Source organism: Lacinutrix algicola (assembly GCF_001418085.1).
GTDB classification, from domain to species: Bacteria; Bacteroidota; Bacteroidia; order Flavobacteriales; family Flavobacteriaceae; genus Lacinutrix; species Lacinutrix algicola.
Window position 1 is genome coordinate 45,367 of sequence record NZ_LIQH01000020.1, and the last position, 23,127, is coordinate 68,493.

Sequence of the window (23,127 nt, forward strand, 5' to 3'; positions counted from 1 at the left end):
TACATTTGCCAAGAACTTATTTAAGCTTTTTCTATTGTAGCTAAAATTAGTGCTAAAAGAGAACTACTTAAAGTGTTTTTTTATGTTTTGTAGTCTAAGCTATAAACAGAAAAGAACCAAAGAGTGGTTGAATATTGGCATTTTTATCAAACAATAAAAAGGAATGAGTTCGTTTAATTAAAGACTTTTAATGCAAGACGCTGTTGTAATTATACCCACTTTTAACGAAATTGAAAACATCGATGCTATTATCGAGGCTGTTTTTAGTCAAGAAAAAGCGTTTCATGTTTTGGTGGTAGACGATAATTCTCCAGATGGGACTGCAGATAAAGTAAGGGAGTTACAAAGTAAATATCCTGATGCTTTATTTTTAGAAGTTAGAAAAGAAAAATCGGGTTTAGGGACTGCTTACATTCATGGTTTTAAATGGTGTTTGGAAAGAACGTATGAGTATGTTTTTGAAATGGATGCCGATTTCTCTCATAACCCTAAAGACCTAGTAAGGCTTTATAATGCATGCCACGAAAAAGGTGCAGCATTAAGTATTGGATCACGTTATGTAAAAGGCATAAATGTTGTTAATTGGCCTTTAAGCCGAATTATATTATCTTATGGAGCCTCTATTTATGTGCGTTTAATTACAGGAATGCGCATTAACGATAGTACAGCAGGTTTTATTTGCTACCATAGAAGTGTATTAGAAAGTATTAATTTTGATGATATAAAATTTATAGGTTACGCTTTTCAAATAGAGATGAAATTTAAAGCCTATTTAAAACATTTTAAAATTGTGGAAGTTCCAGTGATTTTTACAGACAGAACAAAAGGACAATCTAAATTAAGCACAGGCATTATTTCTGAAGCAATATTTGGAGTAGTCTCAATGAAATTTAAAAGTATATTCAATAAATAAGATAATGAGCGATAAAATAACACTTATTAAAAATGCCAAGATTGTAAATGAAGGCACAATTTTTAATGGAGACATATTAATTGAAGGTGAATTTATTACCAAAATAGATACGTCTATAAGTGCAAAATCTGCAAACGTTAATGTATTTGACGCCGAAGGAAAGTATGTTATTCCTGGAATGATAGACGATCAAGTTCACTTTAGAGAACCTGGTTTAACACATAAGGCAAATATAGAAACCGAGTCGCGCGCAGCAATTGCTGGTGGTATTACTTCGTTTATAGAAATGCCAAATACAAACCCACAAACTACAACTATAGAAAAGTTGAACGATAAGTTCGCTATAGCAAAAGAAACAGCTTATGCTAATTATTCTTTTATGTTTGGTGGGACTAATGATAACCTTGAGGAAATTTTAAAAGTTGATCCAAAACAAGTTGCTGGACTAAAATTATTTTTAGGTTCTTCTACAGGAAATATGCTGGTTGATAATCCAGAGGTTTTAGAAAAAATATTTAAAAGTACAGATTTGCTAATTTCTGTTCATTGTGAAGATGAAGCAACAATTAAAGCAAATACTGCAGTTTATATGGAGCGTTATGGAGATGATATTCCTTTAAACTTGCATCCTATAATTAGAAGTGAAGAAGCGTGTTATTTATCGTCTTCTAAAGCTATCGAATTAGCAAAGAAAACTGGAGCAAGATTACATGTATTCCATGTGTCTACAGGTAAAGAAACAGAGTTGTTTAGTAATAAAATACCGCTAAAAGATAAAAAAATCACAGCAGAGGTTTGTATACACCACTTGTGGTTTAGCGATAAGGATTACGACGAGAAAGGCACTTTAATTAAGTGGAATCCAGCAGTAAAGACAGAAAAAGATAGAGAACAATTATTAAAAGCATTGCTTGACGATAGAATAGATGTTATTGCAACAGATCATGCACCACATACAATAGAAGAGAAAAATAACGTGTACACTAAAGCGCCTTCTGGAGGACCATTAGTACAACACGCTTTACCAGCTTTATTAGAGATGCACCATCGCGGACAAATATCTATTGAGAAAATTGTTGAGAAAACAGCACATAATCCTGCTATATTATTTAATGTAGAAAAACGTGGTTACGTTAAAGAAGGTTATTATGCAGATTTAGTTGTTGTAGATTTAAATAATCCATGGACCGTTAAAAAAGATAACATTTTATATAAATGTGGTTGGTCTCCTTTTGAGGGTACAACATTTAAATCGCGTATTACGCATACCTTTGTAAATGGAGGTTTAGCATATAAAAACTTTAAGTTTTATGATACTAAATATGCAAAGCAATTAACGTTCGATAGATAGAAATCTGGAATAGTAGATGGTTTTGTTATTCCGAAAAGGAATAATTAATAAAAAGTATAGCCTTTAATGGTTAGTGAAGTAACTATACCATTAAAGGCATTAAATATAAGCACATGAAAATTACACACCTTTCATTTTTAGTATTGTTTTTAACATTAAGCTCGTGTTATACTTTTAGTAAACCAGAGAAACCAGAAAATCTTATTTCTGAAGATAAAATGGTTAGTGTCTTAGTAGATATGGCTATAATGTCCGCTTCTAAAGGTGTTAATAAAAAGAAGTTAGAAGATAATGGTATTGTACCAGCCGAATATATTTACAAGAGAAACAATATAGATAGTATTACTTTTGCTGAAAGCAATGCATATTATGCTTTTGATATAAAAACATACGACGCAATTTACAAACGTGTAAAAGATAGTTTAAGCGTTACAAGAGATAAGTATAAAGCTATCGAGGAAAAAGAAAAAGCAAAAGAAGCTGAAGAAAAAGAAAAAGAACGTAAAAACGATACTTTAAAATCGAGTAAAGGCAAGCTTTTAAAACGTGTAGATAAAAAAGACTAGTTCTTGTCTTTTAAATAGAATTTACAAGTCTCCTTTATTTCTGTTTCTAAATCTGAATATTCAAAATCTACGTGTGCTTTAATTTTATCGCCATTAAATTGAGATTCCGATACTAAAGAGTCTGCAAGTTGCTTTGTTAGTATTCTTCTTTTACCGGTAACTTTATGTTTTAACCAATCTAGTCTCCAACCTATTTGCAATAACCAATTTTTAGCTTCTTTTTTAGGTGTGTTTACACTTAAAGCCTCTGCACAAATAGCTAAGAATTTTTTATAAGTCCAATTTTTAGATACTAAAATAAAACGTTCGTTTTTAACATCGCTTTGCATAAGTGTAAAAAGGGCATTCACAACATCGTTTACTGCAACATAGCCCACACTGCCTTTAGTATAATATTTTAAACCATTAGCTACTGTTTTTATAATAGAACCGCTACCATATTTCCATATTCCAGGTCCAATAATAACCCCAGGATTTACAATTACGGCATCTAAGCCTTCTTGTGTACCACGCCAAACTTCTAGTTCTGCACCATACTTTGTAATAGCATACACACTATTATCTGTTTCAGGATTCCATTCGGTGTCTTCTGTAGTTATTTCTCCTGGTTTTGGTTCTCCAATAGCAGCAATAGAACTTATATAACACAATTTTGTAACATTAAAGGCAATAGAAAGATTAACAATGTTTGCGGTACCTTCTACATTTGTTTTTAGTAATAAGTCGAATTTATCGGGCTCGAAAGATACAAATGCTGCACAATGGTAAACGTGTGTTACATCTTTAAAAGCTTCGGTTAAAGCAGGAATATCGTTTAAATCGGCTTCAACCCAATCGATAGAGTTAAAAAGAGCTTCGGCGGTATTAGAATAATAAGAGAAAATACGTTTTATAGTATTAAACTTTTTTTCATTTCTATAAATAGCACGAACAGTTTGCTTCTCTTCTAATAATTTAAAAAGCAAATGTGCGCCTACAAATCCGGTTCCTCCTGTAACTAAAATCATAAGTCGAAGGTAATAAATATTCAATATAGCATCTTAAATTATATAGCTATTTTTATCTTTGCGAATCAATACACAAAATCAAGCATAAAATGGCTAATACATTTGTAGAAGAATTACGTTGGAGAGGTATGTTACACGACATCATGCCAGGAACAGAAGAGCAATTGAATAAGGAGATGACGACAGCTTATATAGGCTTCGATCCTACTAGCGATTCGTTACATATTGGTAGTTTAGTCCCGATTATTTTATTAGTACACCTTGAAAAAGCAGGACATAAGCCTGTTGCTTTAGTTGGTGGTGCTACCGGAATGATAGGTGATCCTTCGGGAAAAAGCGACGAGCGTAATTTATTAGACGAGGTTGCCCTAGCTCACAATGTAGCCGGTATTAAAAGTGTTTTATCTCGATTTTTAGATTTTAATTCTACTAATAAAAATGCTCCAGTTTTAGTAAATAACTACGATTGGATGAAGAATTTTAGCTTTATCGACTTTGCTCGCGACGTTGGAAAACGTATTACAGTAAATTACATGATGGCTAAAGACTCAGTTAAAAAACGTTTATCTGGAGACGAAGGAAACGTTGGTATGAGTTTTACAGAATTTACATACCAATTAATTCAAGGTTACGATTTTCACCACCTATACAAAACAATGGGTTGTAAATTGCAAATGGGAGGAAGCGACCAGTGGGGAAACATAACTACAGGAACAGAGCTAGTAAGACGTATGCACGATGGTGAAGACCAGGCAAAAGCGTATGCCATGACGTGTCCATTAATTACAAAAGCAGACGGCTCTAAATTTGGTAAAAGTGAAGGTGGTAATGTATGGTTAGATACAGACAAAACTTCGGTTTACAAGTTTTACCAATTTTGGTTAAATACTACCGATGATGATGCTGCAAAGTATATTAAAATATTTACGTTTTTAGATAAAGCGACTATAGAAGCGTTAATTGCAGAACATACTGAAACACCACATTTACGTTTATTACAAAAGCGTTTGGCAAAAGAAGTAACTACGTTTGTACATTCTGAAGACGATTTTTTAAATGCTGAAAAAGCCTCTGGAATTTTATTTAGTAAAACTTTTAACGAAGACATTAGAACATTAAACGAAAGTTTATTTTTAGATGTTTTTGAAGGTGTACCACAAGCCGAAGTTACTAAAGCAGATTTAGAAGAAGGATTAGATATGATTGCTGCTCTTGCAGATAAAACTAATTTTTTAAAGAGTAATAGCGAAGCTAGAAGAGCACTAAAAGAAAACGCTGTTGCCGTAAATAAAGACAAGGTAAAAGAAGATTATAAAATAACAACTCAAGATTTAATACACGATAAATACGTAGTATTAAACAAAGGGAAAAAGAATACTTATATTTTAAAAGTAGTATAAAACAATATTCTTTTTAAGTCTATATGCCTCACACGTTTTTTAAACATGTGAGGCTTTTTTTGTTTTCTGTCATTCCTGCGAAGGCAGGAATCTATATTATGAAAGTGGATTCCTGCCTTCGCAGGAATGACAGAATAGTAATACCTCAAAATCTTTGTAGGAATAACGAAACTTTAAGATCTTAAACCTTCACGATAACGACAAAACTGTAAAATCTCAAAATAAATTTGCGATTTATTCTACTAGCTTCCTAATCTTAAATTTGTAAAGTTTAACAAATAAAAAAAAGCCCGAATGCAAAGCTGCAATCGGACTTTTTATAAAAAATTAGCTAACCAACTAAAAACTAATTTTTCTTTTTCATAACTATTAAAGATTCAATTAACAAATCAATAAATTAATCTTCTTTACTAATAGTCTTCCAACCTTGGTCGGCTTCTTTTATTAAACCTTACAAATAAAAAAAAGCCCGAATGCAAAGCTGTAATCGGACTTTTTATAAAAAATTAGTTAACCAACTAAAAACTAATTTTTCTTTTTCATAACTATTAAAGATTCAATTAACACTTCATTAAATTAATCTTCTGTACCTATAGTCTTCCAACCTTGGTCGGCTTTTTTTATTAAACCTTTCACATCTTTTTTTAACCACGATTTTAAAGTGTTATTTCCCCAAGAATTATAGAATAAATAGAGCTTATTGTCTCTAACTTCAAACGTTTCTGGGTCTATGGAAACTTTCTTTCCGTTTTCGGCAACTGCATAAGCGCAATAACCACCATATTGTGGCACGTACTTATTTGGGTTTGCTGTAAATGTATCTAAATGTGTTTGAGATATAAATTTATATTTTGCACCATCGTAAGTGGTGGTAAAATCTTTATGTCCTTCTATGGCTTTATTATCGAAATAGGAAACTACATCGTAACCTTCGGCTATAAAACCTTTTTTTGTATTGTAATCTGTTTGCGCTTGGCTTGTTATTATTCCGAAGAAAAAAAAGTATAGTATATATTTCATATCTCATGTGTCGAAATACATACGAAGAATTTACAAAGGCGGTTTTGTTTTTTTTGTAGTAATTATAAAACCATAAGGTTGCAGCCTCTAATATCGCTAGTATCAAAACGTCCAATAACCTCAAAAGAACCATCGTTATTTACACGACCTAAATCTTGTGTAGCAATAAAAGAACAAGAGTTAATGTTTGCCAAATCGATAACATTAATACCGCCAGTTTTACCACGATCTTGTATGGTTAAAGCATCTTCGGTATCGCGTGTAATAATACGCATCCAGTTTGGACAATTAAAAACACCATTACCTTTAGAGTAGCCTTGGCTTAAAAGCTCGGTCATGCCGTATTCGCTATGTATTGCATCTACGCCAAAACCAGTTTTTAAAACACGGTGGAGCTCTTCTCTAATTAATTCTTTACGTCTGCCTTTCATGCCTCCAGTTTCCATAATAATGGTATTGTTGAGGTTAAAAGTATAAGCTTCTACTAAATCTAGCAATGCAAACGATACACCAATAAGTAACACCTTTTTTCCTTCGCTATCTAAACGTTTTAAGGTTTCGCTTAAAGCGGAAAGATTATCCAGGTAAAAGCCACTTTCTGGGTGATTAGAGTCTTTAATCAAACTATCTACCATATAGATAAGAGACGAGCCTTCGCGCTCTAAATAACTTGGTAACAATGCCAATACTACATAATCCTTAATATCGCCGTAAAAGGCATTAAAACCGTAGTTAAAGCTGTCTTCGTAGACTTTAACATCTGTAATATAATGCTTGCTAGTTACGCCACCTGTGGTACCGCTACTAGAAAATGTTTTTACAATGTGGTCTCTAGAACTTAATATGTGGTGCGACTTAAAAAACTGTATAGGTAAAAACGGAATGGCTTCTACTGTTTTTATATCGCTTGGGTTTTTGTAAAGTAAATCGCAAAACGAACGATAGACAGGATTGTTGTCAAACTGAAATTTAAACACTTGCAAGGCCGCAGTATTAAACTCGGCTTCGGTTTTAATGTTAAAAATTTGGTTTGGGTCTATCATTTTTAAATACTATAGTCGTTTACTAATACACAAAAGTAGTAAATAATGCTTGTAAAAGTTAAAGAACAGCTTGTAAAAAAAACGGACTCTATTTTACAAATTTTCATTAATAATAAGGGACAGTGTATAAAAAGAAAAAGAGCGTTACCAATGGCAACACTCTTTTTAAAAAGTATAAAAAAATAGTGATTATTTAACCATTAATTTTTTAGTAGTTACAGTGTTACCTTGAGATAATCTTACTGCATAAACACCAGCATTCAATTTAGAAACGTTTAAACGCTCTCCATTTAATGTAGTATTAATAACTTGTTTTCCTAAAATATCGTAAACGGCAACTTGTGTTGCTGCATTGTTACTTGTTTTAATGTTTACAAAACCATTACTTGTTGGGTTTGGGTACATAGAAAAAGTTGCTTTTTCAACTTCTTGAGTTGAAAGAGTTGCAGTAGGAACTAAAGTAGCATTGTCAATTAAAACTCCATCACCACTTGTATTTCTAACAGAAAAGATAACTTCTAAGTTTCCTGCATCTGGAGTGAAAGTATACTCCATTAAAGTCCAAACTGTAGTGTTTACACTTGTGTAAGAAGTGTAAGATGAATAACCTCCATCATGAAAAGCATTTCTTAAATCTCCATTTCCTTTGTAGTAGTAACTTAATTTGTATTCCTCGTTAGTTGCAGTTATTGCTCCATTTGTAAAACGTTTATGGCTACTTCCACCAGCAACTAATGCAACAGAAGAAGATCCGTCTTGAGCTTCTGTAGATTGATTTACTGAAGATGTAGAGATGCTAGATCTATCACCGTGCCAATCAGTTGGCACACCTCCTGTAAAAGTTTCAAAACTTCCATTAGTAAATTCGTTTTGCCCAAAAGCGGCAGAAGTAATTAAAACAGTTAATAATAAAGAGTAAATTTTTTTCATGTTGTTGTTGTTGTTGTTGTTGTTGTTGTTGTTGTTGTTGTTGTTGTTGTTGTTGTTGTTGTTGTTGTGTTTAGTTAGATTAATTAGGCCAAATATATGTATAAAAAAAAGGCTGATAAAAAATTATCAGCCTTTTTAACAATTACTTAATATGGGTTATTTAATCACTAATTTCTTAGTAGTTGTAGCACCATTTTGGTTTAATGTCATTATATAAACACCAGCGTTTAAAGTAGAAACATTTAAAGTATTGTTGTTTATTGTTTCAGTTAAAACTTGCTTTCCTAATATACTAAAAACAGTTACATTAATTGCTTCGTTAGCAGTTGTTGTAATGTTTACAAAACCTGTGTTTGTTGGGTTTGGGTATACAGAGAAATTAGTTGTAGTAAAATCTACTATAGATAATGTACTACCATCGTTATTAATACCAGGTGAAAATAAAACAGGATTAGATATAATCGCTGTATGTTGTACAAAAGCACCAGTAAAATCTGGTTCGCGAGCAATAGATTGGTTGTTTCCAGCTCCAGAGTATGTGTAAGAAACTAATTCTGCACCAACATTATCTTTTAATACAATAGTTGCTCCACCGTTAGTTAAAGATAATCCACTAGTACCTTCGTTAGATACTTGTACTTCACCAGGAATACCTGTAGGTGTTCCTCCTCCAAAAACAGTAACAAAACTACCTGGTTGTATAGTGTAAGCTGTAAAAGTGTGGCGTAAAGTACCATTTACTTCTATTGTATAGTTGTCCATAACAATAGGTGTTAAACCTGTGTTGTTGAACTCAATAAATTCATCTTCACTAAAATCTGCAGTACCATCACCGTTAGCATCACCAACTTCACCTGCAGCATTACTTGGATCTGCATTAATTTCGTTAATAACAATAATTTCAGGATCACATTCTCCAGCAGCTACTGTACCAGAAATTGTTGTTCCGTCACAATCACCACCATTAATTGTTAAATCCCATGCATCACCTTCAGTAAGTCCTGTAATTGTAATAGTACCATCTGCAATAGTAGTTGGGTCGTCTCCAGCTATAGTTCCTGTAGATGTTGTAGTTATAGATGTAATGTTACTTTCTACTCCAGTATAAGCAATCTCTACAGTAACACCATCGTTATTAGATCCAGCAGTATTTGCAAGACAAGTATAAGTTTCTGTTTGTAAAGTTACATCGCAAACAATACAGTTAGAAGTTGGTCTTGCTCCTAAAGTTGGGCAAGTTCCAAAAGCATTTAATGCTACGTTAGATAATGTCCAGTTAGAGTAACTATCTGTACCGTCATCTAAATATTGAATACCAATAAAAACTTCGGTTCCAGCAGCAGCAGAAACATCTACACTAGCAGCACCTGCATCTGTAATTGTTTGTGCAGTTGTCCAAGTAGATCCAGAAGGACATCCAGAATAAGCAGCTGTATAGGCAACAACTAAATCTGTTGTTCCAAATTGCTCTGCAGCATTAAAATCTAAAGTTAGGTTTGTAACACCTGTCATATCTAATGGTCCAAATACTAACCAGCTTTCTGTAGCTTCAGCGCATCCGCCACCACAATATCCATTTGCACTGTAAGAACCAGCATTTTCTTCCCAAGTTCCATTATTGTTAGAGCCACTATTTGGAGTGATTGCTACTAATTCAAATAACTCAGAACCTGTACTTAAATCGAAACAAGTATTAGGTATTGGGTCGCATTCTGCAGCAGGTACAGTTCCAGAGGCGCTAATAGCACCACAATCTCCACCAACTAAAGCAACATCCCAAGCAGCACCTTCCATAAGGCCTGTAATTGTAATAGTTCCATTTGCTACAGTAGCAGGATTGTCTCCTCCTATTGTACCGCCAGAAGTTGTTGTTACAGCAGTAATAGCTGCATCAGAACCTGTGTAAGGAATATTAATAGTTACAGAATCGTTATTATCTCCAACAGTGTTGGCATTACAAGTATAGCTTTCTGTACTAAATAAAACACCACAAGCAGTAGAAAAGCCTGTCCAAGAAATATCATCAATAATTATTTGCTTAGTTGTTGGGTTTACAATTTCTATAACAACATTTCCAGGAATATTAATTCCAGTAACATTAAATGTTTGTTCAGTATTATCATCAAAAGCTGTAGATAATCCATAAGAAGTACCGTTAATAAACAATTCTACTTGTCTATCTCCACCACTTGTAAATCCTTTGTAAAGTTTTACAGAAAAATCTGCAATACCTCCAGATATTGTGCTAGAAGTAATTTTACTTCCTTCTGCAACTCTTCTTAGCATTAAAGCTGGTAAGTTTATTCCAGAGCCGTTGTTGTCTCCATTGGCATCTCTAGAATGGATATAACTCCAAGTTACACCATCGTTTCCTACAAAACTATCGTCTGCATAACTTCCTGTAGCTAGTGAGTTCGTGAAATCTTCTAAACCTTGCCCGAAAGAAACAGATGAGATTAAAAGAGTTAATAATAAAAAGTAAATTTTTTTCATAATTATATATTTATATTAAGTTACAAATATAAAAATAATTTATTGCTTTGTGCTAACATTTAGGTAGTTATAGTTCTAAATTAACGATTAAATAATATATAGATAAGATAACTTGTTGAGTTGTAAGGTTAAAGATTTTCTATGTTATTATAATGTTACTAATTTGTAATTTTTATAGAAGTATTTTAATATTTTTATCTTTGGCGCAAATAATAATACTTAAATAAAGATTTCTAATGAATAAAAAAGACATTAAAATACTACTAGTAGACGATGAGCCAGATATTCTAGAAATTGTTGGTTATAATTTAACACAAGAAGGGTACCAAGTATTTACTGCAAGTAATGGTATAGAAGGTGTTGCTTTGGCTAAAGCCGAAAAACCACAACTTATTGTTTTAGATGTTATGATGCCTGAAATGGATGGTATCGAGGCTTGCGAACTTATTAGAAAAGTACCTGAGTTAAAAAATACGGTGATTACATTTTTAACTGCTAGAGGCGAAGATTACTCTCAAGTAGCAGGTTTTGATGCTGGTGCCGATGATTATATTACCAAACCTATTAAACCAAAAGTGTTAGTTAGTAAAGTGAAAGCTTTATTAAGACGTGTAAAAACTGAGGATGCTAGTATTCCTGTAATAAAAATTGGAGACATTATTATTAATAGAGAAGAATACAAAATATCTATTAAAGGTAAAGAAATTGTATTGCCAAGAAAAGAGTTTGAGTTATTGTCTTTATTAGCTTCTAAACCTGGAAAAGTTTACAAAAGAGAAGAGATTCTTGATAAGGTTTGGGGAAACGATGTTGTTGTTGGTGGCAGAACAATAGATGTGCACATTAGAAAACTACGTGAGAAAATAGGTGATGCTTCTTTTAAAACCGTAAAAGGCGTTGGTTATAAGTTTGTGGAATAAATGAAAATTAAAAAGACCTATAAATTTGCGTTAAAAACATCTTTACACATTACAGTTGTACTATCGTTAGCTATGTGCGTGTTTTTGTATGCGTTTTATACTATAAATTGGTTTTATCTCTTTTTGTTTGTTTGTGTTTGTTACGGGTTATCTTTTTCTGTAATACAACACCGCGCTCAAAACTTTATTTATAAACGTATTAATAAAATATACGAAGATCTTACTCTTTTAGAGTCTACTACTTTTAGAAAAAGACCTGTTACTACAGATATGGCAACACTTACTGCCGAAATAGATAGGTTTGCCAGAGATAAAAAACTAGAGATTGAAACATTAAAAATTCGTGAAGAATACCGAAAAGAATTTTTAGGTAACGTTTCGCACGAATTAAGAACACCATTATTTACAGTGCAAGGTTATCTAGAAACATTAATAGATGGTGCTGCCGAAGATAAAAATATAAGAGATAAGTATTTAGATCGTGCAAGTAAAGGTGTAGAAAGACTGGTTTATATTGTAAAAGATTTAGACATGATTACTAAGTTAGAGGCTGGCGATGTTCGCATACAAGTACAGACTTTTAATATTATAGAACTTATAGAAGATGTGTTCGATTTGTTCGAGATGAAAGCATCTAAAAAGAATATAACACTTACTTTCGATAGAGATTATGTAAAGCCAATTATGGTAATTGCCGACAAAGAAAAAATACAGCAAGTGCTTAGTAATTTGGTAGTAAATTCTCTTAAATACGGTAAAGAAAAAGGAACTACAGAAATTAGTGTAGAAAACCTTATTAAAAACAAAGTTATTATTCGTGTTACAGATAATGGAGAAGGTGTAATAAAAGAGAATATTCCAAGATTATTCGAGCGCTTTTTTAGAGTCGATAAAAGTGGTTCTAGAAAAGAAGGTGGTTCTGGTTTAGGTTTGGCTATTGTAAAGCATATTATAGAGGCTCACGATGAGAAAATCTATATTGAAAGTGATTTTGGTGTAGGTAGTGAGTTTTCTTTTACACTAGAAAAGGCCGAATAACACCTTTAAATCTGGCGCGTTATATTCCATATTTAAGCCTTTAAAAGTTTTAATATCTTTTAATTTATTTAAGTTAAATTCTTTTTGCGCACAAGAAGGCACTAATTTTAATGCTGTAAAACGTTGTGCTAAATACTCTTGCTCATATTGTCCGGGAGTAGGTATAAAAAAAGCACTCTTTCCTATTTTTGCTAAATCCATAACGGTAGTGTAGCCAGAACGACAGATAATAGTTTTACTGCTGTTTATTGCTTTTTCTAATGCTTCAGAAGTCATAAAATTATAAACAGTAAACGCTCCATTTGTAGTTTTGGTTTGTTCTGGTTCTATTATTCCTTTTACAAATAAAACCGAACCTTTAAAATAGTGTAACTCTTTTACTAATTTATTTTCTAGTAACGAGCGCTGAGGTTCTGGACCAGATAATAAAACCATAAGATCGTATTTGGTTTCGGTTTCGGTTTTGTTTAGTCTACTTAACGGACCTAAAAACTTGATTTTTAACTTCGATTTTTTTGTAAAATGTCCAAGCCTTCCGCTTAAATTAGGATTGTTTTTAAAGTCGGGAATCCAAACTTCGTTAAATTTTTTAAGCTGAAGCTGATTTAACCTCGAACTAAAATAAGTTGCATTGCCACTTAATACATTTAATTGATGCGTAATAATTACCGACGGAATGTTTTTACTGTAAACACCAAAACGACAATCGGAGATTATGCCATCTATTTCATGCGTATTAATAATATGTTTAATAGCTTTTTTCTCGGCTTTTAGTGTTTTTAAAATATGAGGTAACTGCGTAAATAGTTTAAAATCTAGGTGTTTTCCTTTTTTTTGATAGGTAATATTTAAAGCAGGTAATGCTATAGATTCCAGATTTGGAAACTCTTTTTGTAGTAATAATAAGGCGTCTCCATCGCTCGCAATTATTGGCGTAAAGTTGCTGTTTAAAAGCCAATTAATTATTGGGATACAGCGTGTGGCATGGCCAATTCCCCAATTAAGTGGTGCGATTAGAATTTTTTTCATCATAATAAATAACAAAGATAATCATTATCAAGCTTTCTTATAATTAGGTTTTTAAAAGTGAAAAAGGTCTATCGGTTTTATGTTTGCGCAAACGTGAAACTAAGGAATACCTTTATTGCGCTGTCTTGAGGATAGTTGGTTATAAAAAATTCTTTATTTTTGCCAAAAATTAATTTACAGCAGTGGGAAGTAAAAATAAGCTTAGGCGATTTAACGAAAACGAAACGTTCTCTAACGTATATCAACCAAAACGAGAAGATTTAGTTGGTACAGATTACGAAATGAAAGGCCATTGGAACGAGAAACATTTTAAAAATAATAATCCGTTAATTTTAGAATTAGGCTGTGGAAAAGGAGAGTACTCTGTAAATCTTGCCAAAAAATATCCAAACAAAAACTTTATTGGAGTAGATATTAAAGGTGCGCGTTTTTGGAGAGGTGCAAAAACAGGAATTGAAGAAAACATTCCTAATGTTGCTTTTTTAAGAACACAAATTGAACTTATCGATCATGCTTTTGCTGAAAATGAAGTCGATGAAATCTGGATTACTTTTCCAGATCCGCAAATAAAATATAAGCGTACAAAACATAGAATGACGAATGCTGTGTTTTTAGAACGCTATAAAAAGATTTTAAAAGCAGATGGTGTAATGAACCTAAAAACCGATAGCGAATTTATGCACGGTTATACACTTGGGTTATTACATGGTGCAGGACACGAAGTATTGTATGCAAACCATAATGTGTACAAACAAGAAGGAAGTCCAGAAGAAGTTACTAGTATTCAAACGCATTACGAAAGCATCTATTTAGAGCAAAACAAACCAATTACGTATATTAGATTCAAAATTAAATAAATTTGGAGATAACTTTAACTTTTTGTATTGCTTTACTTGTTGCGTTTGTTGGCGTAATTCCGCCGGGATTATTAAACATGACTGCTGCTAAGGTTAGTATAAAAGAAGGGCATACTAGAGGTTTAGTGTTTTCTGTTGGTGTTTGTGTAATTGTTATTTTACAAACGTTAATAGCACTTGTTTTTGCAAGATATTTAACTAGCCATCCAGATGTTGTAGATATTATGCAACGTGTTGCTTTTGTGTTGTTTGTGCTTTTAACTATTTATTTTTTAGTAGTTGCAAAAAAAACAGATAAGCCTAATGTGGAGTCTAACGTTAAAAGTAAAAAAAGTCGCTTTTTTCAAGGTGTTTTATTATCGGCTTTAAATGTATTTCCAATCCCATACCAAGCCTATATGGCTATTACTTTTGTGTCTTTTAAATGGATTAAATTAAATCCAGTAGGTATAACAACTTATGTTGCAGGTGCTGCTACGGGAACTTTTGTTATGCTTTATATTTATGTTTTCTTTTTCGAAAAAATAAGTAGTAAAAAAATAAAAAGTCAAAAAGGAATGAACTTTACTATTGGAGTTATTACAGGAGTAATTTCGATAATAACATTGGTAAATATTATTAAAGATATGTAGTTAAATCATTTTTATAAATGATTAATTACTAAAACTATAGCAAACCCACAAATGAAACCAGAAACGCTTAATTTCTTCGAGAAAGTTTACGAAGTAGCAAAGCTAATTCCTTACGGAAGAGTAACCAGTTATGGTGCTATTGGTAATTATCTTGGTGCGCCAAGAAGTGCAAGAATGGTTGGGTATGCTATGAATGGATCTCATGCTAAAGATGTTCCAGCACATCGTGTAGTAAATAGAAAAGGATTACTTACAGGAAAGCATCATTTTGAGGGTACAAACTTAATGCAACAACTGTTAGAAAATGAAGGAATTGTTGTAGTAGAAAACCAAATCCAAGATTTAAAATCGGTGTATTGGGATCCAACAAAAGAGTTGCTATAATACACAATATCTTGCTGTACTACAAAGTCTTCAAACCTTACAAATAATGAGCAGTTTTAGCAATTGGTTTTGATTATTGTGCCATTTAAAAATCTTCAAACAACCACTTTATTCTTCAGCCTTTAAATAGTATCTTTGCTTTTAGAATCATTCTGAATTAAATTATAATTAAGAGCAGGCTTTAGAGCATTTAGTTTTTATCTATTTTCTCTTCTCAAATCTCTTTTTCTAGATATAATATGAAAATTACAAAACAAGAGGTATTAAACGCACTAAAAACGATAACAGTTCCTGGCGAAGGACAGAATATGGTAGATAGTGGAGCAGTTAAAAATGTAGTTACTTTTGCCGATGAGGTAATTGTAGACATCACAATAAAAAATCCAGCTTTACAAGCACGTAAAAAAACAGAGGTAGAAATACTTAAGGTTATTCACGAAAAAGTGCATCCAAAAGCACAAATAAAAATTAACATAAAAGTAGAAGCTCCAGAAAAAGCGGCTACTAACGAAATAAAAGGAAAGACTATTCCTGGTATTAAAAACATTGTTGCTATTGCTTCTGGAAAAGGAGGAGTAGGGAAATCTACTGTGACAGCAAATTTAGCAGTAACATTAGCAAAAATGGGCTTTAAAGTAGGTGTTTTAGATGCCGATATTTATGGGCCATCAATGCCAATTATGTTCGATGTAGAATTAGAGAAACCATTATCTGTAACAGTAGATGGTAAATCTAAAATGAAGCCTGTAGAAAACTACGGTGTAAAAATATTATCAATAGGTTTCTTTACAAAACCAGATCAAGCGGTCGTTTGGAGAGGACCAATGGCAGCAAAAGCATTAAATCAAATGATTTTTGATGCAGCTTGGGGAGAATTAGATTTCTTACTATTAGATCTTCCTCCAGGAACTGGAGACATACATTTAAGTATTATGCAATCGCTTCCAATTACTGGAGCCGTTGTTGTTAGTACACCACAAAATGTAGCTTTAGCCGATGCTAAAAAAGGAGTTGCAATGTTTCAGCAAGAAAGCATTAATGTACCCGTTTTAGGAATTATAGAAAACATGGCATACTTTACACCTGAAGAATTGCCAAATAATAAATATTATATCTTCGGAAAAGAAGGTGCTAAGCATTTAGCCGAAGATTTAAGTGTACCACTTTTAGGAGAAATACCTTTAGTACAGAGTATACGTGAAGCAGGAGATTTTGGTAGACCAGCAGCAATGCAAACAGGAACACCATTAGAAAAAGCTTTCGAAACGATTACTCAAAATGTAGTGCAGGAAGTGGTAAATAGAAATGAGAATTTACCAGAAACTGAAGCAATAAAAATTACAACAATGGCTGGTTGTTCAGCTGTAAAAAAGTAAATATGAGCGAAGAAGATTTAAGATTAAATGTAGAGAAAGCACTCGACGAAATTCGCCCGTTTTTACAAAGTGATGGCGGAGATATTTCGTTATTATCTATAGAAGATGGTACATTGGTAAAAGTACAATTACAAGGCGCTTGCGTTGGTTGTAGTGTAAACCAAATGACATTAAAATCTGGCGTAGAAATGACTATTAAAAAATACGCGCCGCAAATAGAGCAAGTAATTAATATAGAAGCATAATTTTTGTAAAGACAATATTTTTACAAAATGGCTTTAAGTTTTATTTTTCTAAGGAGGATTATTAGTTTTTAAAATAGTGACAATTGTCATAATCTGTACCAGATTTTTTTTAGAAATTTGTACTCTACAATTAAGTTAAAACACCTGTTTTCAGGTTTAAAATAATAGGCAGAAATTATTAGTTTCCTGCCTTCGCAGTAAAATATGATTAAAACAGATATTCTAATTATTGGTGCTGGACCTACAGGTTTATTTACCGTTTTCGAAGCTGGCTTATTAAAATTAAAATGCCATTTAATAGATGCTTTACCTCAAGCTGGTGGGCAATGTTCAGAATTATATCCTAAAAAACCTATTTACGATATTCCTGCTTATCCAGAAATTCTTGCAGGAGATTTAACCTATAAGTTATTAGAGCAGTGTAAGCAGTTTGAACCTGGTTTTACATTAGGTGAGCGTGCCGAAACTATAGATAAGCAAGAAGATGGTAGCTTTATTGTAACCACAAATAAAGGCACAAAACATCAAGCTCCAGTTGTAGCTATAGCTGGAGGATTAGGAAGTTTTGAGCCAAGAAAACCTTTAATTCACAACATTGCAGATTTTGAAGACAAAGGTGTGGAATACATGATTAAAGATCCTGAAGTCTATAGAGATAAAAAAGTAGTCATTGCAGGTGGTGGAGATTCGGCTTTAGATTGGAGTATTTTTTTAAGCGATGTTGCTAAAGAGGTAACTTTAATACATAGAAGAAACGAATTCCGTGGACATTTAGATTCTGTAGATAAAGTACAAGAACTAAAAAATGCAGGAAAAATTAACCTTGTTACTCCTGCCGAAATAACAGGGATTTTAGGTACAGATAAAGTTAAAGGTGTTGTTGTAAAGCAATCTGCGCATATAGAAAAAGAATTTGAAATTGAGTGTGATCACTTTATTCCATTATTTGGTTTATCTCCAAAATTAGGACCTATTGCTAATTGGGGATTAGAGATTGAGAAAAATGCGATTAAAGTGGATAATAGTTTAGACTACCAAACAAATATTCCAGGCATATTTGCAATAGGAGATGTAAATATATATCCAGGTAAGTTAAAATTAATTCTATGTGGTTTCCACGAAGCTACATTAATGTGTCAATCTGCTTACAAAATTATTAATCCAGGAAAACGTTACGTATTAAAATATACAACCGTTGCTGGTATTGATGGTTTCGATGGAACAAGAAAAGAATCACCAAAGGCAGTAGTTAAGAAAATTGAATAATAGTAAGTACTAACTGCATGTTGCTAAATATTAGTTACTAAAATAATGGAACAAGACATAAACATTACAATTACAGATAGAGATGGTGTAGCGCATAAAGTGTTAGCGCCAACAGATATAGCTATGAATTTAATGGAAGTTGTTCGCTCTTACGAACTTGCTCCAGAAGGCACTATTGGTATTTGTGGAGGCATGGCAATGTGTGCTTCTTGTCAGTGTTATGTTACTAGTGATACTAAACTTCCAGAAATGCAAGATGACGAAGAGGCGATGCTCTTTGAAGCTTTTAATGTTAAAGATAATTCGCGTTTAGGTTGCCAAATACAAATGACTCCAGAAATGGAAGGCTTGGTTGTAGAGTTGGCTCCTGAGAGTTAATTTCCTTTTTTTAATATTTAATTTTCTAAAACCCTAATGCTATTTTCTTCGTAAATGAAGTATAAATAGACATTATGGCCTCATTCGAAATCATATCATTTAAACCCACAGATTATAGAGTATTGTATAACAGTACAGACGCAATAGAATTTACAAGTATTGCCTGCGAATATAAAAACTTATGCCTAAGATTAATTGCTTCTATTAGACGTAACAGTATTAAAAATACTGCTTTCGAAATGAGACAACTAAGTTGTGGTAGCTGGTGTTTCTTTCTTAAAAATCCAAATACTAATACCGTGTTAGGTAGAAGTAAAACTTATATAGAAAAATCTATTTTAGAAGAAAAACTAATGTCAATTAAATCAAGTATGGCTAAAGCTGAGTTTGTGAGTAAGCGACATATATTAATCTAATTGGTTTTGTAATCTGTAAGAGGCGTTGGTCCTTCTAGTAAAACTCTTACAATTTGCAAAGTACCATCATCTGTAGTAGCTATTTGCCATTTAATAAGTGAAATGGCTCCGTTTTCAATTTCAATACCAGTAATACTTCTTGGGTGTACACAACTACCATCGTTAAAAAAAGCAATATCTCCTGGGTTTGGAAAACGTGGTCTATGTGTATGACCAACAACTGTAATTAAATTATTGTTTTCTGTAATCCATTTTTTTGTTCTGCGTTCTACTTTAATAAGTTCTTTGTAGTTTTTAGCAGGAGTTGTTGGGTCTGCAATACCCATAACGTTTAAAGGTTTCCATAGTACTCTCACTAAAAACCTACTCCATTTCCAAAAGGTGTAATTCCACCAATCTGCTTGATGTCCATGTGTTAAAAACACTTCTTGATCTGTTAGGCAGTGTTTTAAAATAATACCTTCATGGTATTTAATATCTTTAAACAACTCGACATTCTCACCAGTTTTAGGATCGAAAAAAGTAGATAAATTCTTTTTTACGTATTCAGGATCTCTATAAACCATATCGTGGTTTCCCCAAATCATATGCAACCTATTATCCTTATGAAAGAGTTTCATAAGCATATAAACATTTTTGTGTGCGTTTAAAATAGAATCGAAAGAAAGGTTCTCCCAAAGCTCATCTCCATCACCAATTTCACAGTAGCTATAACCTTCAGCAAAATAATGCTTTAAAGCATGAAAATAAATATTTCGGTTATTAGCAAAATCGTCTGCGAAACTATTGTCACCTCTATGGCAATCGCTAAATAGTATAATTTTACTATCATTATCGAATTCGATAATTTTAGCTTCTTTGTAAGCGCGGTCTAATCTTTTTTTAGATGATAACATAAACGAATTTACCTAAAAAAAACCACTTAATTATTTAAAATAGGACTCGCTTTTGGTTGCAGTTGTCTTTCAATAGCATTCCATAAATCTATTCTAACTTTTAGAGCTTCTTTAGAAATAGTTGTTACTTCCTCCCATTTTGCATCATCGTCTTGGCAGAGTTCTTCAATCATTTTCATGGCCATTGGTCCGTGTTCATCTTCATCTAGTTCAATATGCCTTTCGAAATAATAGATGAGTTGATTAAGGTTTGTGTCAGGAAAGTTATGCTGTAGTTTGGTAAGAATTTCAGTAAACATATTTGGTATTAACTCTTCTCTACCAAAAGTAAAAGCAGCAGCTATTTCATGAGGTTTACCCGTTTCTATAGTCTTAAAAGTAAATCTTAAAAAGGCTTTTAGAGCTTCGTCTAAAGTGCTATTCTCAATTGTGGTATTAATATTTTTAGTGCGACTTAAATCGTTTAAAAAATTATCGATTAGCGTAGTATTAGTCTCGCACTCTTTCATGGCGTCTAAATACATTTCAAAATGACTTTTACGCGCTCCTTTTAAGTTTACATCTGTTTCTTCGGCTAATACAATTTCGTTAATTAAATAACGTGTTTCTGGATTGCCAATAGGTATCCAAGGTGTTGTAGTACAGGTTAGTTGTTGTTGTAATGCTTTTAGTAAAGACATAAAGTCCCAAACAGCAAAAACATGTAGTTTTAAAAATACCGATAAATCCTCGGTGCTTTCTATTTTACCGTATAAACTATGGTTTATTAATTGCTCTCTTAAATTTGAAAGTTCCGTTTTTACGATCCTAATTCTCATGTTGTTTTTTGAAAAATAAAATGCACCTCTAATTTAGAAGTGCATTTTTATAATAATTAAGTAATAGATTTTTATTATTTAAAGGCGTTTAATCCAGTAACATCTAATCCTGTAATAAGTAAATGGATATCGTGTGTACCTTCGTAAGTAACAACACTTTCAAGATTCATCATGTGTCTCATAATAGAGTACTCACCACTAATTCCCATACCACCTAACATTTGTCTCGCATCACGAGCAATAGTTAAAGCCATATCAACATTATTACGTTTTGCCATTGAGATTTGAGCAGAAGTTGCTGTTCCGTTTTCACGCATAACACCAAGTCTCCATGCTAAAAGCTGAGCTTTTGTAATTTCAGTAATCATTTCAGCTAGTTTCTTTTGTTGTAATTGAAACTGTCCAATTGGCTTACCAAATTGTAAACGTTCTTTACTATAACGTAAAGCAGTATCATAACAATCCATAGCAGCACCAATTGCTCCCCAAGCAATACCAAAACGAGCAGAATCAAGGCAACCTAATGGCGCTCCTAATCCAGATTTGTTTGGTAATAAGTTTTCTTTAGGAACTTTTACATTGTCAAAAATAAGCTCACCAGTTGCACTAGCTCTTAGCGACCATTTGTTATGCGTTTCTGGAGTAGTAAAACCTTCCATACCACGCTCTACAATTAAACCGTGAATTCTTCCTTCTTCATTTTTAGCCCAAACCACAGCTACATTACAAAATGGTGAATTAGAAATCCACATTTTCGCACCATTTAAAAGGTAATGGTCACCCATATCTTTAAAGTTTGTTACCATTCCAGCAGGATTACTACCGTGGTCTGGTTCTGTTAAACCAAAACTACCAATCCATTCTCCGCTAGCTAATTTTGGTAAGTATTTATTACGTTGTTCTTCGTTTCCGTATTTCCAGATTGGGTACATAACTAAAGAAGATTGTACAGAGGCAGTACTTCTAACACCACTATCTCCACGCTCAATCTCTTGCATAATTAAACCATAAGAAATTTGGTCTAATCCAGCACCACCATATTCTTCAGGAATGTATGGTCCAAAAGCACCAATTTCTGCAAGTCCGCTAATAATAGATTTTGGAAATTCAGCTTTTTGAGCCGCTTCTTCAATAATAGGAGAGACGTCACGCTTTACCCATTCTCTGGCAGCATCACGTACTAATTTATGTTCTTCTGTTAAAAGTTCGTCAAGATTATAATAATCTGGAGCTTCGAATAAATCTGGTTTCATTCTAATTTCGTTATTTAAGGCTTCTAATTTTGAGAATTCATCAAAATAGAAGTCGTTATTTTATAAGTTTAACAAAAATAATGAAATCCTTTCCATTGCCCAATATAAATATCACATTTTAAGATAAAAATCTTTGGTCAAATTTATATAGTCTTCAGTGTAGTCGTGTCGTGCATTTTCAATAACTAATTCGTTAATTTTAATATCGCTTTCGCGGAAAGACATCGCGATTAAAGATCTTTTTATGTCAGAAGTATTTGTACCGCGAACACGAGTGATTTTGTTTGCTTTTAAGTTTACAGCAGATGCTAATGCAATAAATTTCTCTTCTTCTTTAAACGGAATAATAGTACAAAAGGTACCATCTTCTATTAGTAACTTCGAAACACTAGCTACCAAATGTTCAAATGGCATAGCGTCTTGAAAACGTGCCAAATCTCTTTGTTCACTTTCGGTTTTATAGTCTTCAGAATAGAAAGGAGGATTGCAAATAATAAGATCGTATTGGTCTTCAATTTCTTCTGTAAATTCTGCTAAATCTGCATGATAGCAAAACAAGCGGTCGCTCCAAGGTGAGCCTTCAAAATTTTCCACACATTGCTCGTAAGCTTGTTCGTCTATTTCTAGAGCATCCATAACTTCAGCGTCGCAACGTTGTGCTAGCATTAAAGATAGAATACCAGTTCCAGCTCCAATGTCTAGGGTTGCAAAAGGTTGTTTTTCAATAGAAGCCCAAGCACCAAGTAAAACACCATCTGTACCAATTTTCATGGCGCATTGGTCTTGGTTGACTGCGAATTGTTTAAATTTAAAAGGTTTGCTCATGTTTTGTCATTCCTGTGAAGACAGGAATCCATTTTAAGTTAGGTGTTTTAATTGTAGATTCCTGCCTTAAC

At 32.8% G+C, this 23,127-nt stretch carries 24 protein-coding genes; 14 read left to right on the forward strand and 10 right to left on the reverse strand.

Going from position 1 to position 23,127, the window contains the following annotated elements:
* Window positions 1–190 precede the first annotated feature (190 nt).
* The 3 genes from ASC41_RS00910 (at window position 191) to ASC41_RS00920 (ending at window position 2,830) form a co-directional block, all read left to right on the forward strand.
* Window positions 191–913, forward strand: coding sequence for a polyprenol monophosphomannose synthase (locus ASC41_RS00910; RefSeq protein ID WP_055434762.1), 723 nt, complete (start codon window positions 191–193; stop codon window positions 911–913).
* A 4-nt stretch (window positions 914–917) separates the two neighbouring features.
* Window positions 918–2,264, forward strand: coding sequence for a dihydroorotase (locus ASC41_RS00915; RefSeq protein WP_055434763.1), 1,347 nt, complete (start codon window positions 918–920; stop codon window positions 2,262–2,264).
* A 113-nt stretch (window positions 2,265–2,377) separates the two neighbouring features.
* Window positions 2,378–2,830, forward strand: coding sequence for a DUF4296 domain-containing protein (locus ASC41_RS00920; RefSeq protein ID WP_055434764.1), 453 nt, complete (start codon window positions 2,378–2,380; stop codon window positions 2,828–2,830).
* Here ASC41_RS00920 and ASC41_RS00925 read toward each other — a convergent pair.
* Window positions 2,827–3,837 (reverse strand): NAD-dependent epimerase/dehydratase family protein, encoded by a 1,011-nt coding sequence (locus ASC41_RS00925; RefSeq protein ID WP_055434765.1) that lies wholly within the window; start codon window positions 3,835–3,837, stop codon window positions 2,827–2,829. The genes ASC41_RS00920 and ASC41_RS00925 overlap by 4 nt on opposite strands.
* 89 nt (window positions 3,838–3,926) lie before the next feature.
* Here ASC41_RS00925 and tyrS point away from each other — a divergent pair, with 89 nt between their 5' ends.
* The gene (gene tyrS / locus ASC41_RS00930) at window positions 3,927–5,237 is read left to right on the forward strand and encodes a tyrosine--tRNA ligase (RefSeq protein WP_055434766.1); all 1,311 of its coding nucleotides are present in this window, start codon (window positions 3,927–3,929) and stop codon (window positions 5,235–5,237) included.
* Between the two features lie 576 nt (window positions 5,238–5,813).
* Here tyrS and ASC41_RS00935 read toward each other — a convergent pair.
* The 4 genes from ASC41_RS00935 to ASC41_RS00950 all read right to left on the reverse strand — a co-directional run bounded on the left by ASC41_RS00935 (window position 5,814) and on the right by ASC41_RS00950 (window position 10,723).
* On the reverse strand, window positions 5,814–6,257 hold the full coding sequence (locus ASC41_RS00935; RefSeq protein ID WP_055434767.1) for a YHS domain-containing (seleno)protein: 444 nt from the start codon (window positions 6,255–6,257) through the stop codon (window positions 5,814–5,816).
* 62 nt (window positions 6,258–6,319) lie between these two features.
* A complete protein-coding gene (locus ASC41_RS00940; RefSeq protein WP_055434768.1) occupies window positions 6,320–7,300 on the reverse strand; it encodes a LuxE/PaaK family acyltransferase in 981 nt (326 codons plus the stop codon).
* Window positions 7,301–7,489: 189 nt separating this feature from the next.
* On the reverse strand, window positions 7,490–8,230 hold the full coding sequence (locus ASC41_RS00945; RefSeq protein ID WP_055434769.1) for a T9SS type A sorting domain-containing protein: 741 nt from the start codon (window positions 8,228–8,230) through the stop codon (window positions 7,490–7,492).
* A 156-nt stretch (window positions 8,231–8,386) separates the two neighbouring features.
* Complete coding sequence (locus ASC41_RS00950) at window positions 8,387–10,723, reverse strand: T9SS type A sorting domain-containing protein (protein ID WP_055434770.1); 2,337 nt, start codon at window positions 10,721–10,723, stop codon at window positions 8,387–8,389.
* A 236-nt stretch (window positions 10,724–10,959) separates the two neighbouring features.
* Here ASC41_RS00950 and ASC41_RS00955 point away from each other — a divergent pair, with 236 nt between their 5' ends.
* Both ASC41_RS00955 and ASC41_RS00960 read left to right on the forward strand, forming a co-directional pair.
* Entirely contained in the window at window positions 10,960–11,643 is a 684-nt protein-coding gene (locus ASC41_RS00955) for a response regulator transcription factor (RefSeq protein WP_055434771.1), read from the forward strand.
* Window positions 11,644–12,681 carry a sensor histidine kinase gene (locus ASC41_RS00960; protein ID WP_055434772.1) on the forward strand — a complete coding sequence of 346 codons (1,038 nt, stop codon included), beginning with the start codon at window positions 11,644–11,646 and terminating at the stop codon, window positions 12,679–12,681. It abuts the gene before it with no gap.
* Here ASC41_RS00960 and ASC41_RS00965 read toward each other — a convergent pair.
* A complete protein-coding gene (locus ASC41_RS00965) occupies window positions 12,664–13,713 on the reverse strand; it encodes a glycosyltransferase (protein ID WP_055434773.1) in 1,050 nt (349 codons plus the stop codon). The genes ASC41_RS00960 and ASC41_RS00965 overlap by 18 nt on opposite strands.
* A gap of 179 nt (window positions 13,714–13,892) precedes the next feature.
* On the opposite strand from ASC41_RS00965, the gene trmB reads away from it, so the two are divergent.
* The 8 genes from trmB (at window position 13,893) to ASC41_RS01005 (ending at window position 19,264) form a co-directional block, all read left to right on the forward strand.
* Entirely contained in the window at window positions 13,893–14,567 is a 675-nt protein-coding gene (gene trmB, locus ASC41_RS00970) for a tRNA (guanosine(46)-N7)-methyltransferase TrmB (protein WP_055434774.1), read from the forward strand.
* A gap of 2 nt (window positions 14,568–14,569) precedes the next feature.
* The gene (locus ASC41_RS00975) at window positions 14,570–15,199 is read left to right on the forward strand and encodes a LysE family transporter (protein ID WP_055434775.1); all 630 of its coding nucleotides are present in this window, start codon (window positions 14,570–14,572) and stop codon (window positions 15,197–15,199) included.
* Between the two features lie 51 nt (window positions 15,200–15,250).
* Window positions 15,251–15,583, forward strand: a complete 333-nt coding sequence (locus tag ASC41_RS00980) for an MGMT family protein (protein WP_055434776.1) — start codon at window positions 15,251–15,253, stop codon at window positions 15,581–15,583.
* A 239-nt stretch (window positions 15,584–15,822) separates the two neighbouring features.
* Complete coding sequence (locus ASC41_RS00985; protein WP_055434777.1) at window positions 15,823–16,959, forward strand: Mrp/NBP35 family ATP-binding protein; 1,137 nt, start codon at window positions 15,823–15,825, stop codon at window positions 16,957–16,959.
* 2 nt (window positions 16,960–16,961) lie between these two features.
* Window positions 16,962–17,204, forward strand: coding sequence for a NifU family protein (locus ASC41_RS00990; RefSeq protein WP_055434778.1), 243 nt, complete (start codon window positions 16,962–16,964; stop codon window positions 17,202–17,204).
* A gap of 204 nt (window positions 17,205–17,408) precedes the next feature.
* A complete protein-coding gene (locus tag ASC41_RS00995; RefSeq protein WP_055434779.1) occupies window positions 17,409–18,470 on the forward strand; it encodes an NAD(P)/FAD-dependent oxidoreductase in 1,062 nt (353 codons plus the stop codon).
* Window positions 18,471–18,515: 45 nt separating this feature from the next.
* Window positions 18,516–18,848, forward strand: a complete 333-nt coding sequence (locus ASC41_RS01000; RefSeq protein WP_055434780.1) for a 2Fe-2S iron-sulfur cluster-binding family protein — start codon at window positions 18,516–18,518, stop codon at window positions 18,846–18,848.
* A gap of 74 nt (window positions 18,849–18,922) precedes the next feature.
* The gene (locus tag ASC41_RS01005; RefSeq protein WP_055434781.1) at window positions 18,923–19,264 is read left to right on the forward strand and encodes a hypothetical protein; all 342 of its coding nucleotides are present in this window, start codon (window positions 18,923–18,925) and stop codon (window positions 19,262–19,264) included.
* On the opposite strand, the gene ASC41_RS01010 is transcribed toward ASC41_RS01005, so the two are convergent.
* From ASC41_RS01010 to ASC41_RS01025, 4 genes are all read right to left on the reverse strand, one after another.
* Window positions 19,261–20,160, reverse strand: a complete 900-nt coding sequence (locus ASC41_RS01010; RefSeq protein WP_055434782.1) for a metallophosphoesterase family protein — start codon at window positions 20,158–20,160, stop codon at window positions 19,261–19,263. The two genes, ASC41_RS01005 and ASC41_RS01010, sit on opposite strands and share 4 nt — an antisense overlap.
* A gap of 26 nt (window positions 20,161–20,186) precedes the next feature.
* Window positions 20,187–20,978 carry a DUF3050 domain-containing protein gene (locus ASC41_RS01015; protein WP_055434783.1) on the reverse strand — a complete coding sequence of 264 codons (792 nt, stop codon included), beginning with the start codon at window positions 20,976–20,978 and terminating at the stop codon, window positions 20,187–20,189.
* Window positions 20,979–21,052: 74 nt separating this feature from the next.
* Window positions 21,053–22,231 (reverse strand): acyl-CoA dehydrogenase family protein, encoded by a 1,179-nt coding sequence (locus ASC41_RS01020; protein WP_055434784.1) that lies wholly within the window; start codon window positions 22,229–22,231, stop codon window positions 21,053–21,055.
* A 111-nt stretch (window positions 22,232–22,342) separates the two neighbouring features.
* Window positions 22,343–23,056 (reverse strand): tRNA1(Val) (adenine(37)-N6)-methyltransferase, encoded by a 714-nt coding sequence (locus ASC41_RS01025; protein WP_055434785.1) that lies wholly within the window; start codon window positions 23,054–23,056, stop codon window positions 22,343–22,345.
* Window positions 23,057–23,127 lie beyond the last annotated feature (71 nt).

What these genes read in the sequence shown, in the direction of transcription:
- ASC41_RS00910 (WP_055434762.1), top strand. Translation starts at nt 191, where the DNA reads ATGCAAGACGCTGTTGTAATTATACCCACTTTTAACGAAATTGAAAAC.
- ASC41_RS00915 (WP_055434763.1), top strand. Translation starts at nt 918, where the DNA reads ATGAGCGATAAAATAACACTTATTAAAAATGCCAAGATTGTAAATGAA.
- ASC41_RS00920 (WP_055434764.1), top strand. Translation starts at nt 2,378, where the DNA reads ATGAAAATTACACACCTTTCATTTTTAGTATTGTTTTTAACATTAAGC.
- ASC41_RS00925 (WP_055434765.1), bottom strand. Translation starts at nt 3,837, where the DNA reads ATGATTTTAGTTACAGGAGGAACCGGATTTGTAGGCGCACATTTGCTT.
- tyrS (WP_055434766.1), top strand. Translation starts at nt 3,927, where the DNA reads ATGGCTAATACATTTGTAGAAGAATTACGTTGGAGAGGTATGTTACAC.
- ASC41_RS00935 (WP_055434767.1), bottom strand. Translation starts at nt 6,257, where the DNA reads ATGAAATATATACTATACTTTTTTTTCTTCGGAATAATAACAAGCCAA.
- ASC41_RS00940 (WP_055434768.1), bottom strand. Translation starts at nt 7,300, where the DNA reads ATGATAGACCCAAACCAAATTTTTAACATTAAAACCGAAGCCGAGTTT.
- ASC41_RS00945 (WP_055434769.1), bottom strand. Translation starts at nt 8,230, where the DNA reads ATGAAAAAAATTTACTCTTTATTATTAACTGTTTTAATTACTTCTGCC.
- ASC41_RS00950 (WP_055434770.1), bottom strand. Translation starts at nt 10,723, where the DNA reads ATGAAAAAAATTTACTTTTTATTATTAACTCTTTTAATCTCATCTGTT.
- ASC41_RS00955 (WP_055434771.1), top strand. Translation starts at nt 10,960, where the DNA reads ATGAATAAAAAAGACATTAAAATACTACTAGTAGACGATGAGCCAGAT.
- ASC41_RS00960 (WP_055434772.1), top strand. Translation starts at nt 11,644, where the DNA reads ATGAAAATTAAAAAGACCTATAAATTTGCGTTAAAAACATCTTTACAC.
- ASC41_RS00965 (WP_055434773.1), bottom strand. Translation starts at nt 13,713, where the DNA reads ATGATGAAAAAAATTCTAATCGCACCACTTAATTGGGGAATTGGCCAT.
- ASC41_RS00980 (WP_055434776.1), top strand. Translation starts at nt 15,251, where the DNA reads ATGAAACCAGAAACGCTTAATTTCTTCGAGAAAGTTTACGAAGTAGCA.
- ASC41_RS00985 (WP_055434777.1), top strand. Translation starts at nt 15,823, where the DNA reads ATGAAAATTACAAAACAAGAGGTATTAAACGCACTAAAAACGATAACA.
- ASC41_RS00990 (WP_055434778.1), top strand. Translation starts at nt 16,962, where the DNA reads ATGAGCGAAGAAGATTTAAGATTAAATGTAGAGAAAGCACTCGACGAA.
- ASC41_RS00995 (WP_055434779.1), top strand. Translation starts at nt 17,409, where the DNA reads ATGATTAAAACAGATATTCTAATTATTGGTGCTGGACCTACAGGTTTA.
- ASC41_RS01000 (WP_055434780.1), top strand. Translation starts at nt 18,516, where the DNA reads ATGGAACAAGACATAAACATTACAATTACAGATAGAGATGGTGTAGCG.
- ASC41_RS01005 (WP_055434781.1), top strand. Translation starts at nt 18,923, where the DNA reads ATGGCCTCATTCGAAATCATATCATTTAAACCCACAGATTATAGAGTA.
- ASC41_RS01010 (WP_055434782.1), bottom strand. Translation starts at nt 20,160, where the DNA reads ATGTTATCATCTAAAAAAAGATTAGACCGCGCTTACAAAGAAGCTAAA.
- ASC41_RS01015 (WP_055434783.1), bottom strand. Translation starts at nt 20,978, where the DNA reads ATGAGAATTAGGATCGTAAAAACGGAACTTTCAAATTTAAGAGAGCAA.
- ASC41_RS01020 (WP_055434784.1), bottom strand. Translation starts at nt 22,231, where the DNA reads ATGAAACCAGATTTATTCGAAGCTCCAGATTATTATAATCTTGACGAA.
- ASC41_RS01025 (WP_055434785.1), bottom strand. Translation starts at nt 23,056, where the DNA reads ATGAGCAAACCTTTTAAATTTAAACAATTCGCAGTCAACCAAGACCAA.